General features: G+C 46.0%; 23 protein-coding genes. 14 read left to right on the top strand and 9 right to left on the bottom strand.

The window, feature by feature from the left end; translation table 11 throughout:
• Positions 1 to 70: 70 nt before the first annotated feature.
• From leuB to LIX84_RS13665, 4 genes are all read left to right on the top strand, one after another.
• Complete coding sequence (gene leuB / locus LIX84_RS13680; protein WP_226421528.1) at positions 71 to 1162, top strand: 3-isopropylmalate dehydrogenase; 1092 nt, start codon at positions 71 to 73, stop codon at positions 1160 to 1162.
• Between the two features lie 110 nt (positions 1163 to 1272).
• Positions 1273 to 2673, top strand: coding sequence for a 3-isopropylmalate dehydratase large subunit (gene leuC, locus LIX84_RS13675; protein WP_039841408.1), 1401 nt, complete (start codon positions 1273 to 1275; stop codon positions 2671 to 2673).
• An 11-nt stretch (positions 2674 to 2684) separates the two neighbouring features.
• Positions 2685 to 3287, top strand: a complete 603-nt coding sequence (gene leuD / locus LIX84_RS13670; protein ID WP_005383071.1) for a 3-isopropylmalate dehydratase small subunit — start codon at positions 2685 to 2687, stop codon at positions 3285 to 3287.
• Between the two features lie 349 nt (positions 3288 to 3636).
• Positions 3637 to 4419: a DUF547 domain-containing protein gene (locus LIX84_RS13665; RefSeq protein WP_226421527.1), complete on the top strand. Its 783-nt coding sequence runs from the start codon at positions 3637 to 3639 to the stop codon at positions 4417 to 4419.
• A 99-nt stretch (positions 4420 to 4518) separates the two neighbouring features.
• Here the strand turns inward: LIX84_RS13665 and djlA are convergent, their stop codons facing one another.
• Positions 4519 to 5373: a co-chaperone DjlA gene (gene djlA, locus LIX84_RS13660; protein ID WP_226421526.1), complete on the bottom strand. Its 855-nt coding sequence runs from the start codon at positions 5371 to 5373 to the stop codon at positions 4519 to 4521.
• 266 nt (positions 5374 to 5639) lie between these two features.
• Between djlA and lptD the strand changes: the two genes are divergently transcribed.
• The 6 genes from lptD to LIX84_RS13630 all read left to right on the top strand — a co-directional run bounded on the left by lptD (position 5640) and on the right by LIX84_RS13630 (position 12401).
• Positions 5640 to 7985, top strand: coding sequence for an LPS assembly protein LptD (gene lptD, locus LIX84_RS13655; RefSeq protein WP_226421525.1), 2346 nt, complete (start codon positions 5640 to 5642; stop codon positions 7983 to 7985).
• Positions 7986 to 8045: 60 nt separating this feature from the next.
• The gene (gene surA / locus LIX84_RS13650) at positions 8046 to 9329 is read left to right on the top strand and encodes a peptidylprolyl isomerase SurA (protein WP_226421524.1); all 1284 of its coding nucleotides are present in this window, start codon (positions 8046 to 8048) and stop codon (positions 9327 to 9329) included.
• Positions 9319 to 10317 carry a 4-hydroxythreonine-4-phosphate dehydrogenase PdxA gene (gene pdxA, locus LIX84_RS13645; protein WP_047009044.1) on the top strand — a complete coding sequence of 333 codons (999 nt, stop codon included), beginning with the start codon at positions 9319 to 9321 and terminating at the stop codon, positions 10315 to 10317. The genes surA and pdxA overlap by 11 nt, the downstream gene beginning before the upstream one ends.
• The gene (rsmA, locus tag LIX84_RS13640) at positions 10314 to 11123 is read left to right on the top strand and encodes a 16S rRNA (adenine(1518)-N(6)/adenine(1519)-N(6))-dimethyltransferase RsmA (RefSeq protein WP_005379669.1); all 810 of its coding nucleotides are present in this window, start codon (positions 10314 to 10316) and stop codon (positions 11121 to 11123) included. The genes pdxA and rsmA overlap by 4 nt, the downstream gene beginning before the upstream one ends.
• A gap of 75 nt (positions 11124 to 11198) precedes the next feature.
• Positions 11199 to 11579: a Co2+/Mg2+ efflux protein ApaG gene (apaG, locus tag LIX84_RS13635; protein ID WP_005379668.1), complete on the top strand. Its 381-nt coding sequence runs from the start codon at positions 11199 to 11201 to the stop codon at positions 11577 to 11579.
• Between the two features lie 15 nt (positions 11580 to 11594).
• Positions 11595 to 12401 carry a symmetrical bis(5'-nucleosyl)-tetraphosphatase gene (locus LIX84_RS13630; protein ID WP_226421523.1) on the top strand — a complete coding sequence of 269 codons (807 nt, stop codon included), beginning with the start codon at positions 11595 to 11597 and terminating at the stop codon, positions 12399 to 12401.
• Positions 12402 to 12669: 268 nt separating this feature from the next.
• Here the strand turns inward: LIX84_RS13630 and folA are convergent, their stop codons facing one another.
• The 6 genes from folA to rplU form a co-directional block, all read right to left on the bottom strand.
• Positions 12670 to 13149 (bottom strand): type 3 dihydrofolate reductase, encoded by a 480-nt coding sequence (gene folA / locus LIX84_RS13625; RefSeq protein ID WP_046874034.1) that lies wholly within the window; start codon positions 13147 to 13149, stop codon positions 12670 to 12672.
• A gap of 9 nt (positions 13150 to 13158) precedes the next feature.
• A complete protein-coding gene (locus LIX84_RS13620) occupies positions 13159 to 13632 on the bottom strand; it encodes a threonine/serine exporter family protein (protein WP_005392295.1) in 474 nt (157 codons plus the stop codon).
• On the bottom strand, positions 13632 to 14432 hold the full coding sequence (locus LIX84_RS13615; RefSeq protein WP_005392296.1) for a threonine/serine exporter family protein: 801 nt from the start codon (positions 14430 to 14432) through the stop codon (positions 13632 to 13634). The genes LIX84_RS13620 and LIX84_RS13615 overlap by 1 nt, the downstream gene beginning before the upstream one ends.
• Before the next feature lie 195 nt (positions 14433 to 14627).
• Positions 14628 to 15803: an Obg family GTPase CgtA gene (gene cgtA / locus LIX84_RS13610; protein WP_005383091.1), complete on the bottom strand. Its 1176-nt coding sequence runs from the start codon at positions 15801 to 15803 to the stop codon at positions 14628 to 14630.
• Positions 15804 to 16009: 206 nt separating this feature from the next.
• On the bottom strand, positions 16010 to 16267 hold the full coding sequence (gene rpmA / locus LIX84_RS13605) for a 50S ribosomal protein L27 (RefSeq protein WP_005383095.1): 258 nt from the start codon (positions 16265 to 16267) through the stop codon (positions 16010 to 16012).
• Between the two features lie 20 nt (positions 16268 to 16287).
• Complete coding sequence (gene rplU, locus LIX84_RS13600) at positions 16288 to 16599, bottom strand: 50S ribosomal protein L21 (protein ID WP_005383096.1); 312 nt, start codon at positions 16597 to 16599, stop codon at positions 16288 to 16290.
• A 256-nt stretch (positions 16600 to 16855) separates the two neighbouring features.
• Between rplU and ispB the strand changes: the two genes are divergently transcribed.
• Positions 16856 to 17827 (top strand): octaprenyl diphosphate synthase, encoded by a 972-nt coding sequence (gene ispB / locus LIX84_RS13595; protein ID WP_005392297.1) that lies wholly within the window; start codon positions 16856 to 16858, stop codon positions 17825 to 17827.
• Between the two features lie 89 nt (positions 17828 to 17916).
• Here the strand turns inward: ispB and LIX84_RS13590 are convergent, their stop codons facing one another.
• Positions 17917 to 18108 (bottom strand): hypothetical protein, encoded by a 192-nt coding sequence (locus LIX84_RS13590; protein WP_005392299.1) that lies wholly within the window; start codon positions 18106 to 18108, stop codon positions 17917 to 17919.
• Positions 18109 to 18221: 113 nt separating this feature from the next.
• Positions 18222 to 19157: a malate dehydrogenase gene (mdh, locus tag LIX84_RS13585; RefSeq protein ID WP_046874036.1), complete on the bottom strand. Its 936-nt coding sequence runs from the start codon at positions 19155 to 19157 to the stop codon at positions 18222 to 18224.
• Between the two features lie 359 nt (positions 19158 to 19516).
• Here mdh and argR point away from each other — a divergent pair, with 359 nt between their 5' ends.
• The 3 genes from argR (at position 19517) to LIX84_RS13570 (ending at position 24235) form a co-directional block, all read left to right on the top strand.
• On the top strand, positions 19517 to 19987 hold the full coding sequence (argR, locus tag LIX84_RS13580; RefSeq protein WP_031780246.1) for a transcriptional regulator ArgR: 471 nt from the start codon (positions 19517 to 19519) through the stop codon (positions 19985 to 19987).
• A gap of 405 nt (positions 19988 to 20392) precedes the next feature.
• On the top strand, positions 20393 to 21361 hold the full coding sequence (locus LIX84_RS13575; RefSeq protein ID WP_226421522.1) for a TAXI family TRAP transporter solute-binding subunit: 969 nt from the start codon (positions 20393 to 20395) through the stop codon (positions 21359 to 21361).
• A gap of 294 nt (positions 21362 to 21655) precedes the next feature.
• On the top strand, positions 21656 to 24235 hold the full coding sequence (locus LIX84_RS13570; RefSeq protein WP_226421521.1) for a TRAP transporter permease: 2580 nt from the start codon (positions 21656 to 21658) through the stop codon (positions 24233 to 24235).
• Positions 24236 to 24246 lie beyond the last annotated feature (11 nt).

Here is a 24246-nt window from a genome sequence, read left to right as displayed (position 1 = left end):
TACATGGCTCAGGAAAGAACACGCTCGTTGAAATAATTAAGCTCAAAATTAGAAAACTTAAAGGATTAACATGACAGACAAATCATACAAAATTGCCGTCCTACCCGGTGACGGCATCGGCCCGGAAGTAATGGCGCAAGCACACAAGGTATTGGATGCTATCGAAAAGAAGCACGGTATTGCGTTTGAGCGTGACGAACATGATGTAGGCGGCATCGCGATCGATAATCATGGCAGCCCACTTCCAGAAAGCACCGTAAAAGCGTGTGAAGAGTCTGATGCAGTACTATTTGGCTCGGTTGGCGGCCCGAAGTGGGAGCACTTGCCACCCAACGACCAACCAGAACGTGGCGCCCTACTTCCGCTACGTAAACACTTTCAACTGTTTTGTAACCTACGCCCAGCGCAAATCCACGCAGGTCTGGAAGCTTTCTCACCACTACGTGCAGACATCTCAGGCCGTGGCTTTGATATCGTCGTGGTCCGTGAACTGACAGGCGGGATCTATTTCGGTCAACCAAAAGGTCGTGAAGGCGAAGGTCCAACAGAGAAAGCGTTCGACACTGAGGTGTACCACCGCTTTGAGATCGAACGTATTGCAAAAATCGCTTTTGAGTCTGCTCGTCTACGTCGCAAGAAAGTGTGCTCTATCGACAAAGCGAACGTTCTACAAAGCTCTATTCTATGGCGTGAAGTAGTCGAAGAAATCGCAAAAGACTACCCAGATGTTGAGCTATCACACATGTACATTGATAACGCAACCATGCAACTTATCAAAGACCCAGCACAGTTCGACGTAATGCTATGTTCAAACATCTTCGGCGACATCATTTCTGATGAGTGCGCGATGATCACTGGCTCTATGGGTATGTTGCCTTCAGCGAGCCTAAACGAAAGCAAATTCGGTCTGTACGAGCCAGCAGGCGGCAGTGCACCAGATATCGCAGGTAAGAACATCGCTAACCCAGTGGCGCAAATCCTATCTGCGGCACTGATGTTACGTTATAGCCTTGGCGAAGAAGCCGCAGCACAAGACATCGAAGCAGCGGTGTCGAAAGCACTTTCAGCTGGCGAGCTAACAGGCGACCTTGCAGGCGACAACCCGGCACTCTCAACGTCTGAAATGGGCGATAAGATTGCTGAGTACATCTTAAACTCGTAATACAGAACAGATTCATAATAAATACTAAATCCTCTATCCACCAATGACTTACCTCTAAGTCATTGGTGCTAAAACAAAGCAACAAGGATAACGAGGAAAGGAAGCAAACAATGGGCAAAACACTATACGAAAAAGTCTACGACGCACACGTTGCCGTCGCAGCAGAAGGGGAAAACCCTATCTTGTACATCGACCGTCACTTGGTACATGAAGTAACGTCTCCGCAGGCTTTTGATGGCTTGCGTGAAAAAGGTCGTAAAGTGCGTCAGGTCAGCAAAACTTTTGCCACTATGGACCACAACGTTTCGACCACCACCAAAGACATTAACGCATCCGGTGAGATGGCACGTATCCAGATGGAAACGCTATCGAAAAACTGTGAAGAGTTTGGCGTTACGCTTTATGACATTAACCACAAATACCAAGGTATTGTGCACGTCATGGGCCCAGAGCTTGGTATTACCCTACCGGGCATGACCATTGTTTGTGGTGACTCGCACACGGCTACACACGGTGCATTTGGCTCGCTAGCATTTGGTATTGGTACCTCTGAAGTTGAGCACGTATTAGCAACTCAAACGCTAAAACAAGCGCGTGCTAAAACGATGAAGATCGAAGTGAAAGGCAAAGTAGCTCCGGGCATTACTGCGAAAGACATTGTGCTAGCAATCATCGGTGAAACGACAGCAGCAGGCGGTACAGGCTACGTAGTTGAATTCTGTGGTGAAGCGATCACTGACCTTTCAATGGAAGGTCGCATGACCGTATGTAATATGGCGATTGAGTTAGGTGCAAAAGCCGGTTTGATTGCGCCAGATGAAACTACATTCGAATACATCAAAGGCCGTAAGTTCTCACCTCAAGGTGCGGATTTTGATGCCGCTGTAGAATATTGGAAGACATTAAAAACTGACGATGATGCCCAGTTTGATGCGGTCGTGACACTAAACGCAGCGGATATCAAACCACAAGTCACTTGGGGTACTAACCCAGGACAAGTTATCGCGGTAGACCAACCAATCCCAGCCCCAGAAAGTTTTGCCGACCCAGTAGAAAAAGCATCGGCAGAAAAAGCTCTGGCTTACATGGGTCTAGAAGCAGGCAAGTCATTGTCTGATTACAACGTCGATAAAGTCTTCGTTGGCTCTTGTACTAACTCACGTATCGAAGATATGCGCGCAGCGGCGGAAGTCGCGAAAGGTCGCAAAGTCGCGTCTCACGTTCAAGCGCTAATCGTTCCTGGCTCTGAGCAAGTAAAAGCGCAGGCGGAAGCAGAAGGCCTAGATGTCATCTTTAAAGAGGCGGGCTTTGAGTGGCGCCTACCAGGTTGCTCGATGTGTCTAGCAATGAACAATGACCGTTTGGGTCCACATGAACGTTGTGCGTCTACTTCAAATCGTAACTTTGAAGGCCGCCAAGGTCGTGATGGCCGTACCCACCTAGTGAGCCCTGCGATGGCAGCGGCAGCAGCAATTGCTGGTCACTTTGTAGATATTCGTGAACTAGACTAAGGAGCAAACAAATGTCAGGCTTTAAACAACACACAGGCTTAGTTGTTCCTCTAGATGCGGCGAACGTTGATACTGATGCCATCATTCCAAAGCAGTTCCTACAAAAGGTCTCCCGCCTAGGCTTTGGTAAACACTTGTTCCATGACTGGCGCTTCCTAGACGATGCTGGCGAACAACCAAATCCAGAGTTCGTGATGAACGCACCTCGCTACCAAGGCGCGTCTATCTTGCTGGCTCGTGAAAACTTCGGCTGTGGCTCATCTCGCGAGCACGCACCGTGGGCACTGGCGGATTACGGCATAAAAGCGATGATCGCACCAAGCTTTGCCGATATCTTTTACGGCAACTCGATCAACAACCAAATGGTGCCAGTTCGTTTGACTGAGCAAGAAGTGGATGAGATCTTCCAGTTTGTTGAGGCGAATGAAGGCGCAGAAGTCGAGGTCGATTTAGAAGCGAATGTGGTTCGTGCCAACGGCAAAGAGTATGGTTTTGAAATCGATTCGTTCCGTCGTCACTGCTTACTAAACGGTTTGGACAACATTGGCCTAACCCTTCAGCACGAAGATAAGATTGCTGAGTACGAAGCGAATATCCCAAGCTTCTTGCGTTAAAACGCATTAGTAAATACACAAATCAAGGGCTGGCAATTGTCGGCCCTTTTAATGTTTTAGGTGACTGATTTTATAGCGTTTTACTTACGGAATACCGAACGCCTCTGTTGAAATTCGTCATCCTGAACAGCGGCGAAGGAGCGTGATTCAGGATCGACTGCCAGAATGTACTGTGCAGATTCATACTTTCTTTACTCAAGCGTTTGTGGGGATTAGATTCCTGCTGTCGCTTATGCTCCTCGGAATGACGGAGAATAAAGGCAACGGATAACTGATTACTGATTACTGAAAGAAAACAAGCACTCAACAGGTCTACACTATCAACAATATCTCATTCAAAGGTATCTCTATGAAGCGTCTGTTATTGCTATTGTGTACTCTGGTTTCTTTCTCGGCGTTCGCTGCTCCTAAATCTGACTTGTGGCCGTATTGGCAACAATCGAATCAGGCCAACCAAACACACATTTCCCACCAGGAATGGCAACAACTGTTAGACAATTACTTGGTTGAACAAGGTGAGAATACTTTGTTCCGTTATAGCAAAGTCACAACTTCAGACAAAACCAAGTTAAAGCAGTACATCCGACGACTGGTAAAACTCGATCCATTGCAGTACAACCAAGCAGAGCAATACGCCTATTGGGTGAACCTTTACAACGCCATCACGGTAGATCTTATTTTGGATAACTATCCCGTCGAATCCATCACCAAGCTGGGTGACTTATTTAGCTTTGGTCCTTGGGGAGATGATGTGGTCGTGGTCAACGGCAAGGATCTGACTTTAAACGATATTGAACATCGAATTTTGCGTCCAATTTGGAATGATCCAAGAACGCATTACGCCGTAAATTGTGCAAGTTTGGGATGCCCTAACCTACAAGCTCAAGCATTCACTGCCGAAAACACTGAAGCCTTACTTGAAAGTGCTGCCAGAACGTTTATTAACAGCAACAAAGGCGTATCCATTCAAGGAAACACGGCACAGTTGTCTTCCATTTATGATTGGTTTGCAGCGGACTTTGGTGGAGAAAAACAAGTCTTCAACCACATCGCGAAGTACGCGCCACAGTACAAAGACTTCTCTGGAAAAGTGAAGTACGAATACGATTGGCGTTTGAATCAAGCTGACTAATTTATCGTCACCGTTCAGCTTGCAACGCTTTTGGTCACCCGTAACCCAAAAGCTAAAAGGGCACCAAGTGCCCTTTTTATTTTCTAGATTTTGACAAAATCACTTAAAGCCTTTGACCTTTTTAATCAGATCGTAAGCGTTTTGAATCTCTTGAGATTTTTCTTTCGCTACGTTCATCATCTCTGGTGGTAGGCCTTTAGCCATCAATTTGTCTGGGTGATGCTCGTTCATCAGTTTACGATAAGCACGCTTGACGGTTTTACTGTCGGCATCTGAAGACACATCCAGAATTTTGTACGCGTCAGCCAGTTGATCCGCTTGTGAAGCTTGTTGCCAGCTACCACCAGAAGATTGGCCTTGATGCTGATCATGAAAACCACCCTGGCTTTGGAAACGGAATGCGGCTTCTTGCATTTGCAAGCGACGCTCTAGCTGCTCAGAAGAGAAACCCAAACCACGTGCTATTTTGTGTAACACATTTCGTTCACTAGGATGAATCGAGCCGTCAGCAAAGGCCGCCGAGATTTGTAGTTCAAGGAAAAATTGCAACAAGTCAAAACGGCCTGCTGTCGAAATTTTCACACGAACAAGAACGTCTTCTAACGGAAAGTCACTGTCTTTACCTTCACGAAACTCATCTTGCGCAGCGCGGCGCTGTTCGCCATGCAAATTCATGCGGTCCATCATGGCAGAAGCCAGTTGGATTTCCTCTTTGGTGACTTGGCCTTTCGCTTTTGCTACATGTCCCATTACCGCAAACGCCGCTTTAAAAAATTCTTCTTGGCGCTGAGCTTGGCTCGGCCCTTTTCCAAAGCCGCCAGTAGAGAACCCGGCTTGACTCAAGCGACGTGCTTTATCGAATTGATGGCCAATAAATAAGCCAAAGAGTAAACCTAGCGGCCCGCCAAGTAACAAGCCAAAAAAGGCACCCAGAATTTTGCCAAAAATATGCATTATGTGTTCTCTATCAATGAATTTTTATCGACGACGGCGGTCTTATAGTGCCGGATGCAACGATTTCCTTTATGATAATGGAATTAGTTTTATTTCGGCTAGGCCATTTCGCCTGCTTATCTTTGCAGCTATTTTGTCGTCATTATGCCACAGTGAATCAATACGCTGGGATAAATGCGACTATAGTTGATTCATTTGGCTATTACGCTAGGGTACAACAAGCCCTATAGCCATCGAGTAGTAGTGACACAGGAAAGTTCAATTCAATGCAACATTTCTCCCGCACATGTTTAGCGGCCTCTATCAGCACCGCCTTGTTTGTACCCACCACTCAAGCTAAAGCGAATATCCATGATAGTGTGCAGGAAATGCCCGCCACAGATCAATGTTTGGTCGATACCAGTGGCGAGGAGGACGCTCTTAATACCCCAGTAGTGGTAGAAGCTGACACCCTGCAAGCCATCAATGGTGACAAAGCTCAGTACTCAGGTAATGTACAAGTCACCCAAGGCCAGAAGAAAATCACCGCAGATAGCGTAACGCTGCACCAACAAGACAACGTCGTGGTTGCCGAAGGCAACGTGACTTTCAATGACGGCCAAGTCAAAGCTCGATCTGATCGTGTTACTAATGACATCAACCAAGACACGTTTTCACTGGAGAACACCGATTATCAGTTCCTTTGCCAACAAGGTCGAGGTACAGCAGCATACATTGCGCGTACAGGTCAGTCGGTTTATGAACTCGAAGATGGTTCTATTACATCATGTCCTCAAGGCGACAATTCATGGCGTTTAGTGGCATCAGGTATTGACGTTGACCAAGATGAAGAGACAGCGACGCTGCACCACCCTCGATTTGAAGTGTTAGATGTGCCTGTTTTCTATGTGCCGTATCTAACCATGCCAATTGGAGATACGCGTAAAACGGGTTTCCTCTTCCCTTCTTTATCGTACGGTTCTAGTGATGGTATGGAAGTCGAGGTGCCATTCTATTGGAACATCGCGCCTCAATATGACATGACACTCACCACGCTCTATATGCAGCAACGTGGTACAAAACTCGATACTGATTTCCGCTACCTAACAGATGGTTGGGGAAATGGGGAAATCAAAGGCGAATACCTCAATAGTGATCGCAAATATCAGGACGAGTCTCGTTGGGGCTACCAAGTTAAACACGACGGTATCATCAATAAACAGTGGATAGTCAAAGTCGATTACTCAAAAGTGAGTGATATTGATTACTTCCTCGATCTCGACTCCGATATTGGTAACCGTGAAGATGGTCAACTGGTTCAAGAAGGACAAGTACAATATCGTTCTGACTTCTGGGATGCTTCGTTAACTGTTCGTGACTTCCAAATCTTATTGAAAGAAGAGAACCGCCCTTATCGCCTGCTTCCTCAGTTAGACTTGAACTACTACACGCCATTGTGGGGAGATTACCTCAACTTTGACGTGAAGAGCCAAGTCAGCCGCTTCGATACGAGCGATGCTGCGCGACCAAATGCGACCCGTGTTCATATTGAACCAGGGCTTACATTGCCGCTTTCAAATTCATGGGCAACGTGGACAACGGAAGCTCGCGTGCTTTCCACGTACTACTCTCAAGACTTAACGGGTCTGACAGATGTAAACTTGCAAAACCAGTTAGATGACGAAGTTTCTCGTGTTATCCCCGAGTTCCGTACGCATGCGCAACTTTACTTAGAGCGAGACACGAGTTGGATCAAGGGCTACACACAAACACTGGAACCTCAGCTGCAGTACTTGTACGTACCTGAAGAAGATCAAACCAACATCTACAATTACGATACCACCTTGCTACAAACCGACTACTACGGGCTATTCCGCAGTCGTAAGTACAGTGGCATTGATAAAATCGCCTCTGCGAACCAGTTAAGCTACGGTGCGAGTACTCGCTTCTTTGATGATGACTATAAAGAGCGTCTTAACGTTTCATTTGGTCAGATTTACTACTTCGATAAAAAGACCAAACTGAGCAACAGCCCAAATCTTCCGGATGAGACCACCAACTATTCATCATGGGCGATTGAAGCCGATTTCAACTACAACGATTATTTGTTCTATCACGGTGGAATTCAATACGATATCGATTTGAGCTCCATGCAGTTGGCGAACAGTACCTTAGAGTACCAATTTAACGGTGGCTTTATTCAGGGTAACTATCGTTACGTCACGCGTGAATACATCGAAGATACGATCATTCTCGAAAACCTAGACACAATTACTCGTAAAGGCATTTCACAAGCAGGTATTGTAGCGGCCTACGAGTTCAACCCGAACTGGTCTGCAAGTGGTCAATACTACTACGACCTAAATGAAAATGCGGACCTAGAATGGCTAGCGAGCCTGCGTTACCAGTCTGACTGTTGGTACATTGGTGTGACTTACGCCAACCAATTGCTTGGTTGGGAAAACCAAACTATCGGCAGCACTGGCGCATCACCTGAATACGAAAATAACTTTAGCGTTAACTTCGGTATTCAAGGCTTTGCGACCAATCAGCATGAAGACACTGCAGTCAAAGAACTGGATGGTTCTGACAACGCGATTAAGTACGGCCGCCCATTCTATCTGAACAATTAATCGAAATAGGCGTCTTAAATGAATAAGACGCCTATTCAAAAAATACTGACGGAATTTTAAATGAAAATTTGGAAATCAATCTTATTCACGACCCTACTCTCTTGCGGAGCGGTTGCAGCACCAGTAGAGATCGATAAGGTTGCGGTCATCGTGAACGACGGTGTAATTCTACAAAGCGACATCGAAACAGCGATGAAAACGCTGCAAGCCAACGCACGTCAAAGCGGAAAGAGCTTACCTTCTGCTAGCGTGTTAAAAGAACAAGTTGTTGAAAAGCTGATTATTGACACGTTGCAAGGCCAAGAAGCAGACCGTATCGGTGTGCGTATTGACGATAACCGCTTAAACCAAGCGATTGCGGAGATCGCACGTAATAATGAACAATCTGTAGAACAACTCGCCGCTTCTGTAGAAAGTGAAGGCTTGAGTTACCCAGAATTCCGCGAACAAATCCGTAAGGAAATCGCCGCTTCAGAAGCCCGTAATGCACTGGTTCGTCGCCGTATTAATATCCTTCCAGCAGAAGTCGACAGCCTTGCTGAGCAACTATCACAAGAAACCAATGCGACCGTTCAATACAAAATTGGACACATTCAACTACGCTTCTCTGACGGCAAAGAAAAATCTGCTGTAGAAGCAGAAGCAAAAGCGCTGGCGAAAAAGCTGAACGAAGGTGCAGACTTTACGGAGATGGCCTACGCCTACTCAAAAGGTCCTAAAGCTTTACAAGGTGGCGACTGGGGTTGGATGCGTAAAGAAGAGATGCCAACCATCTTTGCCGATCAGATCAAAATGCAAAACAAAGGCAGCATCATTGGTCCATTTCGCAGTGGCGTCGGTTTCCACATCCTAAAAATTGAGGATGTAAAAGGCCTAGAAACGGTTGCAGTAACGGAAGTAAATGCGCGTCATATCCTGATCAAACCAACCGTGATTCTGAGTGACGAAGGGGCGAAGAAGCAACTGAATGAATTTGTACGCCGCATCAAAGCTGGCGAAGCCACTTTCGCTCAACTGGCAACACAATACAGTCAAGATCCAGGCTCGGCAGCGCAAGACGGTGAGCTAGGTTATCAAACGCCAGATCTTTACGTGCCTGAATTTAAACACCAAGTAGAAACTCTGCCTGTTGGCTCAATCAGCGAACCGTTCAAAACCGTTCACGGCTGGCATATCGTTGAAGTGTTGGATCGTCGCCAAGTTGACCGCACAGACTCAGCGATGAAGAATAAGGCTTACCGTATTCTATTTAACCGTAAATTTAATGAAGAAGCGGGCGCATGGATGCAAGAACTACGCGCAAGTGCGTTTGTTGAAATCGTGGATGACAACAATGACAACTAATACAATTCGTAGAATTGTCGTAACCGCAGGGGAACCTGCGGGTATCGGCCCAGACTTAGTGCTTGCCTTATCGAAGGAAGATTGGGCGCACCAAATTGTCGTCTGCGCCGATAAAAACATGCTGATGGACAGAGCCAAGCAGCTTGGCATTGAAGTCCAACTGTCTGATTACAATCCAGAAGAAGCGCCTAAAGCACAAAAAGCAGGCACGCTTATCGTTGATCATATCCAAATATCGGAACCTGCGGTCGCAGGCGAGCTCAACGAAGCGAATGGTCACTATGTACTAAAAACGCTAGAAAGAGCCGCTTTAGGCTGTATGAATGATGAATTTGATGCTATTGTCACCGGCCCTGTTCATAAGGGGGTGATTAATCGCGCAGGTGTTGCATTCAGTGGTCATACTGAGTTTTTCGCCGAGAAGTCAAAAACGCCGCTAGTCGTCATGATGCTAGCAACGGAAGGGCTACGCGTGGCGCTGGTCACAACACATATTCCTTTAGCGTATGTGTCCAAAGCGGTCACCGAAGAGCGATTAGAAAAAATCATCGATATTCTTCATAAAGACCTTGTAGAAAAGTTTGCTATCGCACAACCAAACATCTACGTTTGCGGGCTTAACCCTCATGCTGGCGAAGATGGCTGCTTAGGTCGTGAAGAGATCGAAACCATCACTCCGACACTGGAAAAGATTCGACAAGAAAAAGGTATCAACCTGATCGGCCCTTTGCCGGCAGATACCATTTTCAATGAAAAATATTTAAATGATGCTGATGCTGTTTTAGGCATGTACCACGACCAAGTGTTGCCAGTATTAAAATACAAAGGCTTTGGTCGTTCAGTAAACATTACTCTTGGCCTACCTTTTATTAGAACATCGGTGGATCACGGTACTGCATTAGATCTGGCAGGGACAGGTCAAGCGGATACAGGGAGTTTCCGAACAGCGCTCACGCATGCGATAGATTTGGTAGAGAAGAAACAATGAGAAATGATGTCCATTTAGGACACAAAGCGCGTAAACGTTTTGGTCAAAACTTCCTGAACGATCCATACATTATTGATGGAATCGTATCAGCGATTAACCCAAAACCAGGTCAAAACCTGGTTGAAATCGGTCCTGGTCTTGGTGCAATCACTGAGCCGGTAGGTCGTGAAGTGGATAAGTTCACAGTTATCGAATTAGACCGCGATCTGGCGGAACGCCTACGTACTCACCCTGAACTGGCGGATAAGTTGACCATCCATGAGGGTGACGCTATGCGTTTTGACTTCACTCAATTAGTGAAGCCAAACAACAAGCTACGCATTTTCGGTAACTTGCCGTACAACATCTCTACACCATTGATGTTCCACCTTTTTGAATTCCATAAAGACATTCAAGACATGCACTTTATGCTGCAAAAAGAAGTGGTAAACCGCTTAGCCGCCGGCCCTGGCAGCAAAGCTTACGGCCGTTTAACGGTAATGGCTCAGTACTACTGTAAAGTGGTACCAGTACTGGAAGTACCGCCAACGGCATTCGTTCCACCACCGAAAGTGGACTCTGCCGTTGTTCGTTTAGTGCCATATGAAGAGCTACCATGCCCTGCGAAAGATCTGCGTTTGCTGGATCGCGTTTGTCGTGAAGGCTTTAACCAACGTCGTAAAACAGTTCGTAACTGCTACAAATCGTTGTTAAGCACAGAAGTACTAGAAGAGCTAGGTGTTAATCCAAGCATGCGTCCAGAGAACCTGACGCTAGAACAATTCGTCGCGATGGCGAACTGGCTTGCGGATAACCCGCAGCACTAAGAACTCAAACGATAAGCCAAACCCTTGCCGGTTTGGCTTATTATTATTGGGATATTACGTTTCTGAGGAGTGCACATGGACGTCATTCAACCTTGCATCAAAATTCAAGTTCACACCAAATACATCGAAGAACAGTCCAATCCTGAGCTACAACGCTACGTTTTCGCCTATATCATCACCATCAAAAACCTTAGCCAACAAACCGTGCAGTTAGTGAGCCGTCGCTGGTTAATCACAGACTCGAATGGCAAGCAAATGACGGTTGAAGGTGACGGTGTGGTGGGTCAACAACCTTTTATTCCAAGCAATGATGAATACACGTACAGTAGCGGAACCGCGTTAGAAACCCCTGTCGGCGTTATGCAAGGGCACTACAAAATGCTGGATGAAAAAGGACAGGAGTTCATCACCGAAATTGAACCATTTCGTCTTGCTGTTCCAAATGTTTTAAATTAGTAAATTGGAGATTCAGTGGCTACTTATATTGTTGGTGATATTCAAGGCTGTTTTGATGAATTGCAGCGACTACTAGAACAAGTCTCTTTCTCTGCGAAAAAAGACCAACTTTGGCTCGCTGGTGATTTGGTCGCCAGAGGGCCTAAATCACTAGAAACTTTACGCTTTGTGAAGTCACTTGGCACAAGCGCAACAGTGGTGCTTGGTAATCACGACCTTCACCTGCTAGCCGTTGCTCACGGGATAAAAAAGGTCAAAGACAAAGATAAAACCGCGCCTATTTTCACAGCACCCGATAAAGAAGATCTATTGGCATGGCTAGCTCAGCAACCTCTTATGGCCGAGCATGACGAGTTCGTGATGTGTCACGCTGGGATATCACCGCAGTGGAATCTAAAAACCGCAAGAAAATGTGCCCGCGAAGTTGAACGCATCATCCAAAGTGAAGAGCTGCCTTGGCTCTTAAAAAACATGTACAGTAATCAACCTGATTCCTGGGATGACTCTCTACAGGGTTTGGACCGATACCGTTATATTATCAATGCTTTTACGCGGATGCGCTTTTGTTTCCCCGATGGTCGTTTGGATATGGATTGTAAACTACCACCACAACAAGTTTCCGGTAACGAACTTATTCCATGGTTTGATGTACCTCAGCGCGTTCACCTCAATAAAACGGTGTTATTTGGTCACTGGGCTGCACTACAAGGCCATGTAGACGAAGAGATCATCGGTCTGGATACTGGCTGTGTTTGGGGCGGAAGCCTAACCATGATCCGTTGGGACGATAAGAAAATCTTTACTCAGGATGCGTTAAGTTAAACACGGAATAATAGTCGATAATCCATCGTAAGGAGAATGCCTGTCACCTAACATCTCCTGTAGGGTCATTCCAGCGAGCCTTAGCGAGACTAGGAATCTAATATCCGCACGCTGCGGGTAGATAGAGATACCTTTAACAACAAAGTACTCGTATAGAAGATCCTGAATCACGCTCCTCCGTCGCTTTCAGGATGATGGCAGGCCGGGATGGCCGCTCGCTGTTATACGAACGGCATTATCGTATTAACTACGCTGTATTAATCTCGAATTACTTTTCTAACACAGTAAAGCGCATGTTGTAGGCGTTCTTCTCATCGGCTTGATACTTTTCTGAGTAAGTTTCCTTAAACTCGTCTCCCCAATCTGGGAACTGAGTATCACCATCAATCGCGGCTTCAATGTGTGTTACATATAGTTTATTGGCCATCGGTAGGCAAGCTGCGTAAATCGCACCACCACCAATGATCATCACTTCTTCCACGTCACCAGCCACGTCCAAAGCTTGCTCAATCGATGTTACGGTAGTGACGCCTTCGATCTTTAGTGTCTCATCACGGCTGATAACAATATTCAAGCGACCAGGTAAAGGGCGACCAATAGACTCATAGGTTTTGCGTCCCATCACAACCGGTTTTCCCATGGTACAACGCTTAAACCAAGCGAAATCAGCGGGAAGATGCCAAGGCATTTGATTGTCTTTGCCAATGATGCGATTGTCGGCCATCGCGGCAATCATACTAATGATCATGTTAGGTCCTTATACAATAGGTCTGCGGCGATAGAATAACAGCCCTGGAACAGCAAGACCAACAGCTAAACCTGCAATAATAAACATGGCCTTAAGAAAGTTCTCCATACAAGTTGCAACGAGCTCAGGTGAATAACCAATATGGTTGATCTCAACCATGGCTATCATTGCTTTGTATGCAAACACGCCAGGTACCATCGGGATCAAAGCTGCCACAGTGAACACTTTTGGGTGCGCGAGAAAGCGGCGAGACCAGTATACCCCGATCATCCCAACTAGCGTCGCGGCAAAAAAGGTCGCCCATTCAATGGGAATACCAAACTGCATCATCAAATAACGGCTGCCGTGTCCAATCGCGCCGCCAACAGCGCAATACACTAAAGCTCTTTGTGGCACGTTAAAAACCAGTGCAAATCCAACTGCGGGAATCGCAGCGAAAAACATGTCATTCAGCAGGCCAAGCATCAAATCAAATAAACTCATTAGATTGCCCACCCCCAAATTCCAGTAACGCTCATCGCAGCAACGATGCCCAAACACGTCGCCAACGTCAGTAAGCTGGCCATCACAAACCGGGCAATACCCATGTTAATGTGCCCTTTCAGCATGTCTGCCACTGAGTTAATCAACGGGAAACCCGGTACGAGCATTAATACCGACGATGCCATTGCAACGGTGGGCAGATTGCCGATTTGGTAGATTTCCGCTTGCGCAGAAATTAGGGTGGTGACAAAGGCGGTCGCTGCAAAGTTCAGTAAAGGGTTAAAGTGACGATGACCAATTTCTTGGCGAACGATCATGCCACCAGCTGATGCTAAAAAGGTCATAACAAATACCCCCCAATCGCCACCAGCCAGATGACTGAATGCCGCACATGACAAGCCAATCATAAACACCACCAGCCAGCGGTTATAACGCTCTGGACTGATGGCGTTCAGCTTTTTCTGCGCCATGGTTGCATCGAGCAGCCCACGCTCCATCATGATGCAGATACGTTGAATTTGCGTAATAACGCGCATATTAATGCCACGATCGGCACAACTTCGGGTGGTGGTGATGCAGTGTCCATCCATTACCGTCGTTACAACCAGTGCATTGGCTGATAGCGCAACCGCAACTTCATTAACCCCACAAGCAAGGCCAATACGGCGCATAATATCGCTCACCAGAGTACTTTCAGCACCATGAGCGAGTAGCATTTGCCCGGCTTGGGCAACAAGGCGAGAAATAGATCGTTGAGTGGATACCGCCAACTCTCCAGACGGTATGGTTTCTAGAGTCATAAATCAGTCTAATTCCTTTTAGGGTGTTGCTCATTCATACGCGAGAGGTCCAAACTAGCCCTCAAAAATCACGACGTATCGGCTATTGTGCCGTAAATCACACCATCTAAATATGATTTAGATACAAAAAAAGCCGCAATAAATAATTGCGGCTTAATGAATTATTGGCAAACAGGCATTGTTTGACGGTTCTGATTAGTCACGAACGTAGACAACGTGACCGTCATCTTCTTCATCGTCCCAGTCATCCCAATCGTCGTCGTCATCTTCAGTGATAACGTCTTTACCCGCCATCGCATCTTTATGGTAGTCATCCCACATGAAGTTAACTTTATCTTCTTCAGCCACTTCCTCCTCTTCGCGAGGTAGGTTATCCATAAAGTCAGCCAATTTGTAACAAAGCTCTTTAGTACCGTTACGATTGATCGCCGAGATCTTAAAGTACTCGTCTTCCCAGCCTAGTGCGTCTAAGATTTCTTGGATCTTCTCATTCGCTTCTTCTTCAGGCATTAAATCAACTTTGTTGAATACTAACCAGCGTGGCTTGCTTGCCAGTTTTTCACTGTATTGCTCTAGCTCATCAATGATCGTCAGTGCATTTTGCACCGGATCAGACTGATCAATTGGCATAATATCGATCATGTGCAGCAACACTCGGCAACGCTCTAAGTGCTTCAAGAATCGAATACCAAGACCAGCGCCATCTGCTGCACCTTCGATAAGACCTGGAATGTCTGCAACAACAAAGCTTTTCTCTGGTACGACACTCACTACGCCCAAGCTTGGAATCAACGTCGTGAATGGGTAATCAGCGACTTTTGGTTTTGCTGCTGAGACTGCGCGGATAAAGGTTGATTTACCTGCATTAGGTAGACCAAGCATACCAACGTCAGCAAGAAGCAATAGCTCAAGGCGAATTTCACGTACTTCACCTTTTGTGCCTAATGTTCTTTGACGAGGCGCGCGGTTTACTGAAGATTTGAAACGCGTGTTACCTAGACCGTGCCAACCGCCTTTTGCGATCATCACTTTCTTACCGTGTTCAGCAACTTCTGCCACGATTTCATTTGTGTGGATATCCACTGCGCGCGTACCTACAGGCACACGAAGAACGATGTCTTTACCACGTTTACCAGTACAGTTACCACCGCGGCCATTCTCACCACGCTCCGCTTCGTAGAAGCGCTGGAAACGATAATCAATCAGAGTGTTAAGGTTTTCATCGGCTTGGATATAAACATCACCACCGTCGCCACCATCACCGCCATCAGGGCCACCTTTAGTGATGAATTTTTCACGCCAGAAACTCACAACGCCGCTACCGCCGTCGCCAGCCTGAACTTTTACTACCGCTTCATCTACGAACTTCATCTTTTACTCCGACTACTTCGTGCGTGGATTAAATCTACTTTGTCATCTGACAATTTTAGCAGATGACAGATCTAAGCTCCCAGCCCACAAATAACGTGGAAACGAGAAACTTCGATATGTCGACTGCCATAAATAAAAAACCCCGCCGATTCGGCAGGGCTTTTGAATTCAGCTTAAAGCTATTAAGTAACTTGGTAAAAACCTAATTACTCAGCTTCGATGCTTACAAACTTACGGTTCTTAGGACCTTTCACTTCGAACTTCACTTTACCTTCAGTAAGAGCGAATAGAGTGTGGTCTTTACCGATACCTACGTTGTTACCAGCGTGGAACTTAGTACCACGTTGACGAACGATGATGTTACCTGCAAGTACAGATTCACCACCGAAACGCTTAACACCTAGACGTTTGCTTTCTGAATCGCGGCCGTTACGAGTAGAACCACCAGCTTTTTTGTGTGCCATTGTTAAACTCTCCTAATAGATTAAGCGTTGATACCAGTGATCTTCACTTCAGTGAACCACTGACGGTGACCCTGTTGCTTACGAGAGTGCTTACGACGACGGAACTTAACGATTTTAACTTTATCGCCACGACCGTGTTGTACAACTTCAGCAACAATTTTGCCGCCCTCTACAAGAGGAGCACCAACTTTGATGTCTTCGCCGTTAGCAACAAGAAGAACTTTATCAAATTCTACAGTTGCACCAGTTTCAACGTCTAATTTCTCTAAACGAAGAGTTTGACCTTCGCTTACACGGTGTTGTTTACCACCAGATTGGAAAACAGCGTACATATTTTACTCCGCTTTTTCCGCACAGCCTTTCTTGAGGGTGTGCGCTAAACTAATCATCAATAGGGCGCAGATTCTACAGAATAGATGCTCCTATGACAAGCCATATTTTGAAAAAATTGGCGAAAAGCTAATCGCCAAAGAAAAGTGCGGCAATCATGCCCTTTAGTAATGTATTAATCAACGTTTTTTAGTGTATTATTCGACAATTATATAAATCGAATAAGCCTTGCAGGGTCTAACTTCAGCCGGATATACGATGGATTTTAAAACTATCCAAGCGCTTACTGCCGATGACATGGCAAAAGTGAATGAAACAATTCAAGCCCAACTTAATTCTGATGTCTCTTTAATCAACCAGCTCGGTTTTTATATCGTGAGTGGTGGAGGCAAACGTCTGAGACCGCTTTTAGCGATACTGTCAGCCCGCGCACTTGGTTACCAAGGCAACGGTCATACAATGGCAGCTGCGTTTATTGAGTTCATCCATACAGCGACTTTGCTGCATGATGACGTGGTCGACGAATCAGACATGCGCCGCGGTAAAGCAACTGCGAATGCTGCATTTGGCAATGCTGCTAGCGTGTTAGTTGGGGACTTTATCTATACTCGCTCATTCCAAATGATGACGGAGCTAGGATCCATGAAGATCCTTAAGCTAATGAGCAACGCCGTAAACGTGATCGCCGAAGGTGAAGTTCAGCAGTTGATGAACTGTAACGATCCTGACACGACAGAAGAAAGCTACATGCAAGTCATCTATTCTAAGACGGCACGCTTATTTGAGTCTGCAACTCAAATTGGCGCAATCTTAAACGATGCTCCTGAGCATGTTGAAATCGCAATGCAAAATTACGGTAAGTATTTGGGTACTGCGTTTCAGCTTATTGATGACGTCATGGATTACACCTCTGATGGCGAAGACATGGGTAAAAATGTGGGGGATGATTTGGCTGAAGGCAAGCCAACTTTGCCTCTACTTCACGCTATGCGTAATACCACGCCAGACAATGCCCTCATGATTCGCGAAGCAATTGAGAAGGCCAATGGCATGGATCGCTTAGAAGAAATTCTCGCGGTGATGAAAGAGGCCGGATCTCTGGAATACACGACGCAAAAAGCACTAGAAGAAGCAGACAAAGCGATCGAAGAACTATCAGTATTGCCGGAATCTGAATACAAGCAAGCGCTTATTACTCTGGCTCATGTCGCGGTACAACGCACGAAGTAATCATAGCAACCCATAACGCAAGACTTAAAACAAAAAGGAAGAGCAAGCTCTTCCTTTTTTGTATCTGATACCTAATGCCGTGATAAGCGCTAGTAATATCTGTCACTACCGCCATGCAGTTGTGGGTCATCTTCTATTTCATCAAAGCTAACCGCAATCTGCTGATCAGAACCTTGTTTCGACAACAGTACCGTCTCTGCTTCACGGTCGACCACCAATATCGTACCTACGCCCTGCTGGCATTCAACAACCATGCCTTTACGGATTCGACTAGCTTCCATCATCTTCTCCTTCACCACGTTGTTTTGATCAAGTAATTTTACGAAGCAGAGAAGCCAAAGATCAAAAAAGCCGATCATTTTGATCGGCTTTCTTCTTATTCGAGCTTTCTAGATTACTTTGCGAATTCAACACCAATATTGATGTCGCCATTTAGTGTTTCTAGCATACCGTCTAGTGCAGACTTTTCGTAGTCGCTGAGTTTGCCGTAGCTTAGTACTTCTTCTACGCCTTCTTTCCCTAGTTTCACAGGCTGTGCGAAGTAAGTCGCGTGCTCACCGTCGCCTTCAACGTATGCACATTCAACTACGCCTTCTTCACCTTGAAGAGCACGAACTAGAGACAGACCAAAGCGACATGCAGCTTGGCCCATTGATAGTGTTGCACTACCACCACCCGCTTTCGCTTCTACAACTTCGGTACCTGCGTTTTGAATACGTTTCGTTAATGCTTCTACTTCTTCAGCTGTAAAGTCAACGCCTTCCACTTGAGACAGTAGAGGTAAGATCGTTACGCCAGAGTGACCACCGATAACAGGTACGCGAATGTCACCTGGATCTTTGTCTTTTAGCTCTGCAACGAATGTTTCTGAACGGATAACGTCAAGTGTTGTTACACCGAACAAGCGACGCTTATCGTAAACACCCGCTTTCTTAAGTACTTCAGCGGCAATTGGCACTGTTGTATTTACCGGGTTTGTGATGATACCAACACAAGCTTTCGGACAAACAACCGCAATCTTCTCCGCTAGCGACTTAACAATACCAGCATTTACATTGAATAGATCCGCGCGATCCATACCAGGCTTACGAGCAACACCTGCAGAAATCAGCACAACATCCGCACCTTCTAGTGCTGGAGTAGGATCTTCACCCGCGTAACCTTTGATAGAAACTGGCGTCGGGATGTGGCTAAGGTCAGCAGCCACACCAGGAGTTACTGGAGCAATATCGTATAAGGCTAAATCAGAACCAGCAGGAAGACGGTTCTTAAGTAGAAGGGCCAGGGCTTGACCGATGCCACCAGCGGCACCAATAACGGCTACTTTCATGTAGTTCTCCTTGAGAGTATTTCTCTTATAAACGTATTCGTAGGGTAGTTTGTAACCAACTTAAATAAAGCTATCGGAATCACAACTTGATTACAATCAATTAACGCTAGCTTTGCGACCTCGCGCAACTCGCTGTTACCGTGCTACAAATGGGGCTTGGATTATTCTTTTATTCTGTTGAAATGACAAGGAATTCAAGAAAACAAAAACAGCCCTACTTCATATAGTTAAAGAATTCCATGTGGTATATAGTTTACAGTGACGTAACTAACATAATACTGGGACTCTTTGGCACCGCATGAATATATATGCGAGAATATGCAAAATTGCTGACCCGTAATAAGAGATTCGTAATGACTATGCGCAATTCAGAAAAACAAGACAACTTAGTCCGCGCCTTCAAAGCCCTATTAAAAGAAGAGAGCTTTGGCTCACAGGGTGAGATTGTTGATGCACTCAAACAACAAGGATTTGAAAGCATTAACCAATCGAAAGTATCACGCATGCTGACTAAATTTGGCGCCGTCCGCACACGCAATGCAAAAATGGAAATGGTTTACTGCCTTCCTGCTGAGCTAGGCGTACCGACTGTAAGCAGCTCTTTGCGTGAACTGGTGCTAGACATTGACCATAACGCGGCATTAGTTGTTATCCATACTGGCCCTGGTGCTGCGCAGTTGATTGCTCGCTTGCTTGACTCACTGGGTAAATCCGAAGGTATTCTTGGTGTTGTTGCAGGTGATGACACTATCTTTATCACTCCAACGATGGCGATTACGACTGAACAGTTGTTCAAATCAGTATGTGAACTGTTCGAATACACTGGCTAAGTTCTTTCACATTTAGATCAGCTAACTCTTTGTGGGCTATAAAAGAAATCTCATTTTGTAGCCCATGATTTATGTAAATTTCTTGCTTATCCAGACCATTATTTAACCACCTATTTTGTGATTAACATCACGCAATTGATCTTTTTCACTTCGTTCACTTAATACTTATTAAGTGTTTGTTATAAAAAGAATTAAATCACAAATCTAACACTATCCTCCTGCACAAGATTCAGACTTATCAACTATAACATTTAACAATTGGATAATTTTCTGCCAATTTTTTGTTATGATTCGCTCGCTTTTTCAAACGATTGGATTGGAAAAGATGCCGTTTCCAAATAGGAAACTCCAGAAGTGATTTATGGTTATTTCCGGGTAAATAATGAATATAAGGAAGGGAAATTCATGGCATTTAACAAACTTCTCAAAGTAGGCGCTATCGCTGCAGCAGTAATGGGTGCAGGCGCAGTTAACGCTCAAGAGTTTATTACTATCGGTACTGGCTCTGTTACAGGTGTTTACTACCCTACTGGTGGTGCTATCTGTAAATTGGTCAATAAAGGTCGTAAAGAACACAACATTCGTTGTTCAGTAGAATCGACTGGCGGCTCTATTTACAACGTTAACACTATCCGTGCTGGCGAGTTAGATTTTGGTATCGTGCAATCGGATTGGCAGTACCACGGCTACAACGGTACGAGTAAGTTTGCGGAACAAGGCCCGTACAAAAAGCTACGTGCAATGTTCTCTCTTCATACAGAACCTTTCAACATCATTGCTCGTGCAGATTCAGGTATCGAAAACGTTGAAGACCTAAAAGGTAAGCGCGTAAACATCGGTAACCCAGGCTCTGGTGACCGTGCAACCATGGGCGTTGTTATGGAAGCGATGGGCTGGACAAACGACAGCTTCAAATTGGCTTCTGAGCTAAAGGGCTCTGAGCGTTCTCAAGCACTTTGTGACAACAAAATTGACGCATTCATTTACATGGTGGGTCACCCGAACGGTTCAATCAAAGAAGCAACAACATCATGTGATGCTAAGCTAGTTTCTGCAACTGGCCCGAAAATCGATAAGATTGTTGCTGATAACCCATACTACGCCTTTAGCTCAGTGCCAGCTGGCATGTATCGTGGCACAGACAAAGACGTAAACAGCTTTGGTGTTGCGGCAACGATGGTTACAACAGCAGACGTTTCAGACGATGTCACTTACAACGTTGCAAAAGCCGTGTTTGAAAACTTCGATACGTTCAAACGTCTACACCCTGCGTTTGCAAACCTGAAAAAAGAAGACATGGTGAAAGCGGGTCTATCTATCCCTCTTCACCCAGGTGCAGAAAAATACTACAAAGAAGTGGGTCTACTTAAGTAACTTCCTCAGACTCCAAATTCACAGGCAGGAAAAGATGGTTTTCTGCCTGTTTGAGCATGCAGGTTGTAGCACGTGCTAACTGCATGCTTCATTCGCCAGTTTTCTTCCGAAAATTGCGAGTTCATACCCAAGAAAACTTAAACGCCGCCTAGCAGAGTCTCCAAAATTCAACACTTTGAGTTCAGGCAGCAAAATACTCGAAAGCAAACTTCGCTCCATTCGCTACACTGATAAAGGCGAAGTGTGGTTCTCGATAAAAATCCGACAGGACCATCAATAATAAGGAAAAAGTACATGGCGACGAATCAAGCTCCGTCACAAGATGTGCAAGAAATGGTGGCTCAGGCAGACACAGGTGCACGTAGCCCCTCGGGAATGCAAGGACGAATCCTTTGGTTTGTTCCTCTGTGTTGGTCACTATTTCAATTATGGTACGCATCTCCGCTACCATTTATTTTTAATTTCGGCGTACTGAACGACACGGAAGCGCGATCAATCCACCTCACTTTCGCGATCTTCTTGGCTTTCACTGCTTATCCAGCTATGAAAAATTCCCCTCGCGATCATATCCCTCTTGTCGATTGGATATTGGCGCTAGCAGGTAGTTTTTCTGCGGCATATATTTACCTTTTTTATACCGAGCTAGCTGGACGTTCCGGTGCACCAACAACGGCAGATATCGTCGTTGCTGTCATCGGTATGGTTCTCCTTTTAGAGGCAACACGCCGAGCGCTCGGTCCACCACTGATGGTGGTTGCTGCTGTCTTCCTTACTTACACCTTTGCTGGCCCTTATATGCCCGATGTCATCGCGCATAAAGGAGCGAGCTTAAACAAGGCCATGTCTCACTTATGGCTAACAACGGAAGGTGTATTCGGTGTCGCATTAGGCGTTTCAACCTCTTTTGTGTTCTTGTTTGTATTGTTTGGCGCCATGCTGGAACGCGCTGGTGCAGGTGCTTACTTCATTAAAGTCGCCTTTTCTTTGCTGGGTCATATGAAAGGTGGTCCTGCAAAAGCGGCCGTTGTTGCATCTGGTTTATCCGGGCTTGTTTCTGGCTCTTCAATCGCAAACGTGGTAACTACTGGTACCTTTACCATTCCATTGATGAAACGTGTCGGTTTTCCGGGCACCAAAGCGGGAGCCGTTGAAGTTGCTGCCTCAACCAATGGTCAGTTAACGCCACCAATCATGGGCGCGGCGGCATTCTTGATGGTGGAATATGTCGGTATCTCCTACGTTGAAGTGATTAAGGCTGCCCTACTTCCGGCACTTATCTCTTACATCGCTTTGATTTACATCGTTCACCTTGAGGCGTGTAAAGCGGGTATGACAGGTCTTCCTCGTCGCCACAAGCCAACGTTAGTACAAAGTTTGCTTTCCTTTACTGGCACAATCTTAGGACTGTGTGTGATCAGCGCATTGGTTTACTACGGAGTGGGTTGGACGAAAGATGTCTTTGGTGATGCCGCGACGCCAATTGTTACGGTTGCCCTGTTAATTGCGTACGTTGGCTTGGTGAAGATCTCAGCAAATCACGTGCAAGATGGCGCAATTGAGATTGATGCAGAGTTAACAGAAGTACCTGATCCTGGCCCAACGGTTAAATCTGGTTTGCACTATCTACTGCCTATCGTTGTATTGGTTTGGTGTCTGACTGTAGAGCGCTTCTCGCCAGGTCTTTCAGCATTCTGGGCAACGGTGTTCATGATTTTCATTTTGCTGACTCAGCGTCCATTGATTGCTCTGTTATCAAAGCAAGGTGACATGATGCAGCAAACCAAAGATGGCTTCGTCGATCTGGCTGAGAGCTTAGTTGCTGGCGCTCGTAACATGATTGGTATCGGCGTTGCAACGGCAGCGGCAGGTACCGTGGTTGGTGTTGTCACGCTGACGGGTATCGGCCTAGTGATGACCGACTTCGTCGAGTTTATCTCTGGCGGTAGCATCATTCTTATGCTGCTGTTTACTGCAATTATCAGCTTGGTTCTTGGGATGGGTCTACCGACAACGGCGAACTACATCGTCGTCTCTACGTTGATGGCACCGGTTATTGTCACGCTAGGTGCGGCACATGGCTTGATCATCCCACTCATTGCGGTGCACTTGTTCGTTTTCTACTTTGGTATTTTGGCCGACGACACCCCTCCCGTAGGTCTTGCGGCATTTGCGGCGGCTGCGATTGCTAAATCAGACCCGATTCGTACAGGTATCCAAGGCTTTACTTACGATATTCGAACCGCCATTTTGCCATTCATGTTTGTGTTCAATACCCAGCTACTGTTGATGGGGATAGACTCTTGGTGGCATTTAGCACTCACTGTCATCTCATCGATCATTGCGATGCTGATCTTTTCCGCCGCAACACAAGGATGGTGGTTCACGCGTAACAAGTGGTGGGAAACCGTTCTATTATTAGTACTGACATTTTCGTTTTTCCGTCCTGGTTTTTGGTGGGACATGCTGTATCCAGCGAAAGTTCTTTCTCCTGGCGTTGAGGTAGCTCAAATCACGGAAACGTTAAATGTAGGAGAATCATTGGAGCTACGTGTTGCCGGCGAAAACCTTGAGGGCGACTACATCGAGAAAACGGTTCGTCTTCCATTCGAAGACAGTGCGACAACAGCGGAAGCACGCATTTCGTCTATGGGTCTGATGCTGACCGAAAGCGACAACAAAATGATTGTCGATATGGTCGAGTTTGGTAGCCCGGCAGAGTCTGCAGGTATCGACTTTGATTGGGAGATCAAGTGGGTTATCCAAGATGCAGAACGTCCGATGAAAGAATGGGTATTTGTGCCATGCTTAATGATTTTGCTGGTGCTTGCCATGAACCAAAAACGTCGTGCTCGTAAGGAACAATTGAGCGCATAACCGATTTGGCC

Origin of the sequence: Vibrio sp. E14, assembly GCF_020515785.1 — a bacterium.
Lineage (GTDB): Bacteria > Pseudomonadota > Gammaproteobacteria > Enterobacterales > Vibrionaceae > Vibrio > Vibrio diabolicus.
This window is presented reverse-complemented; position numbering and strand designations above follow the sequence as displayed.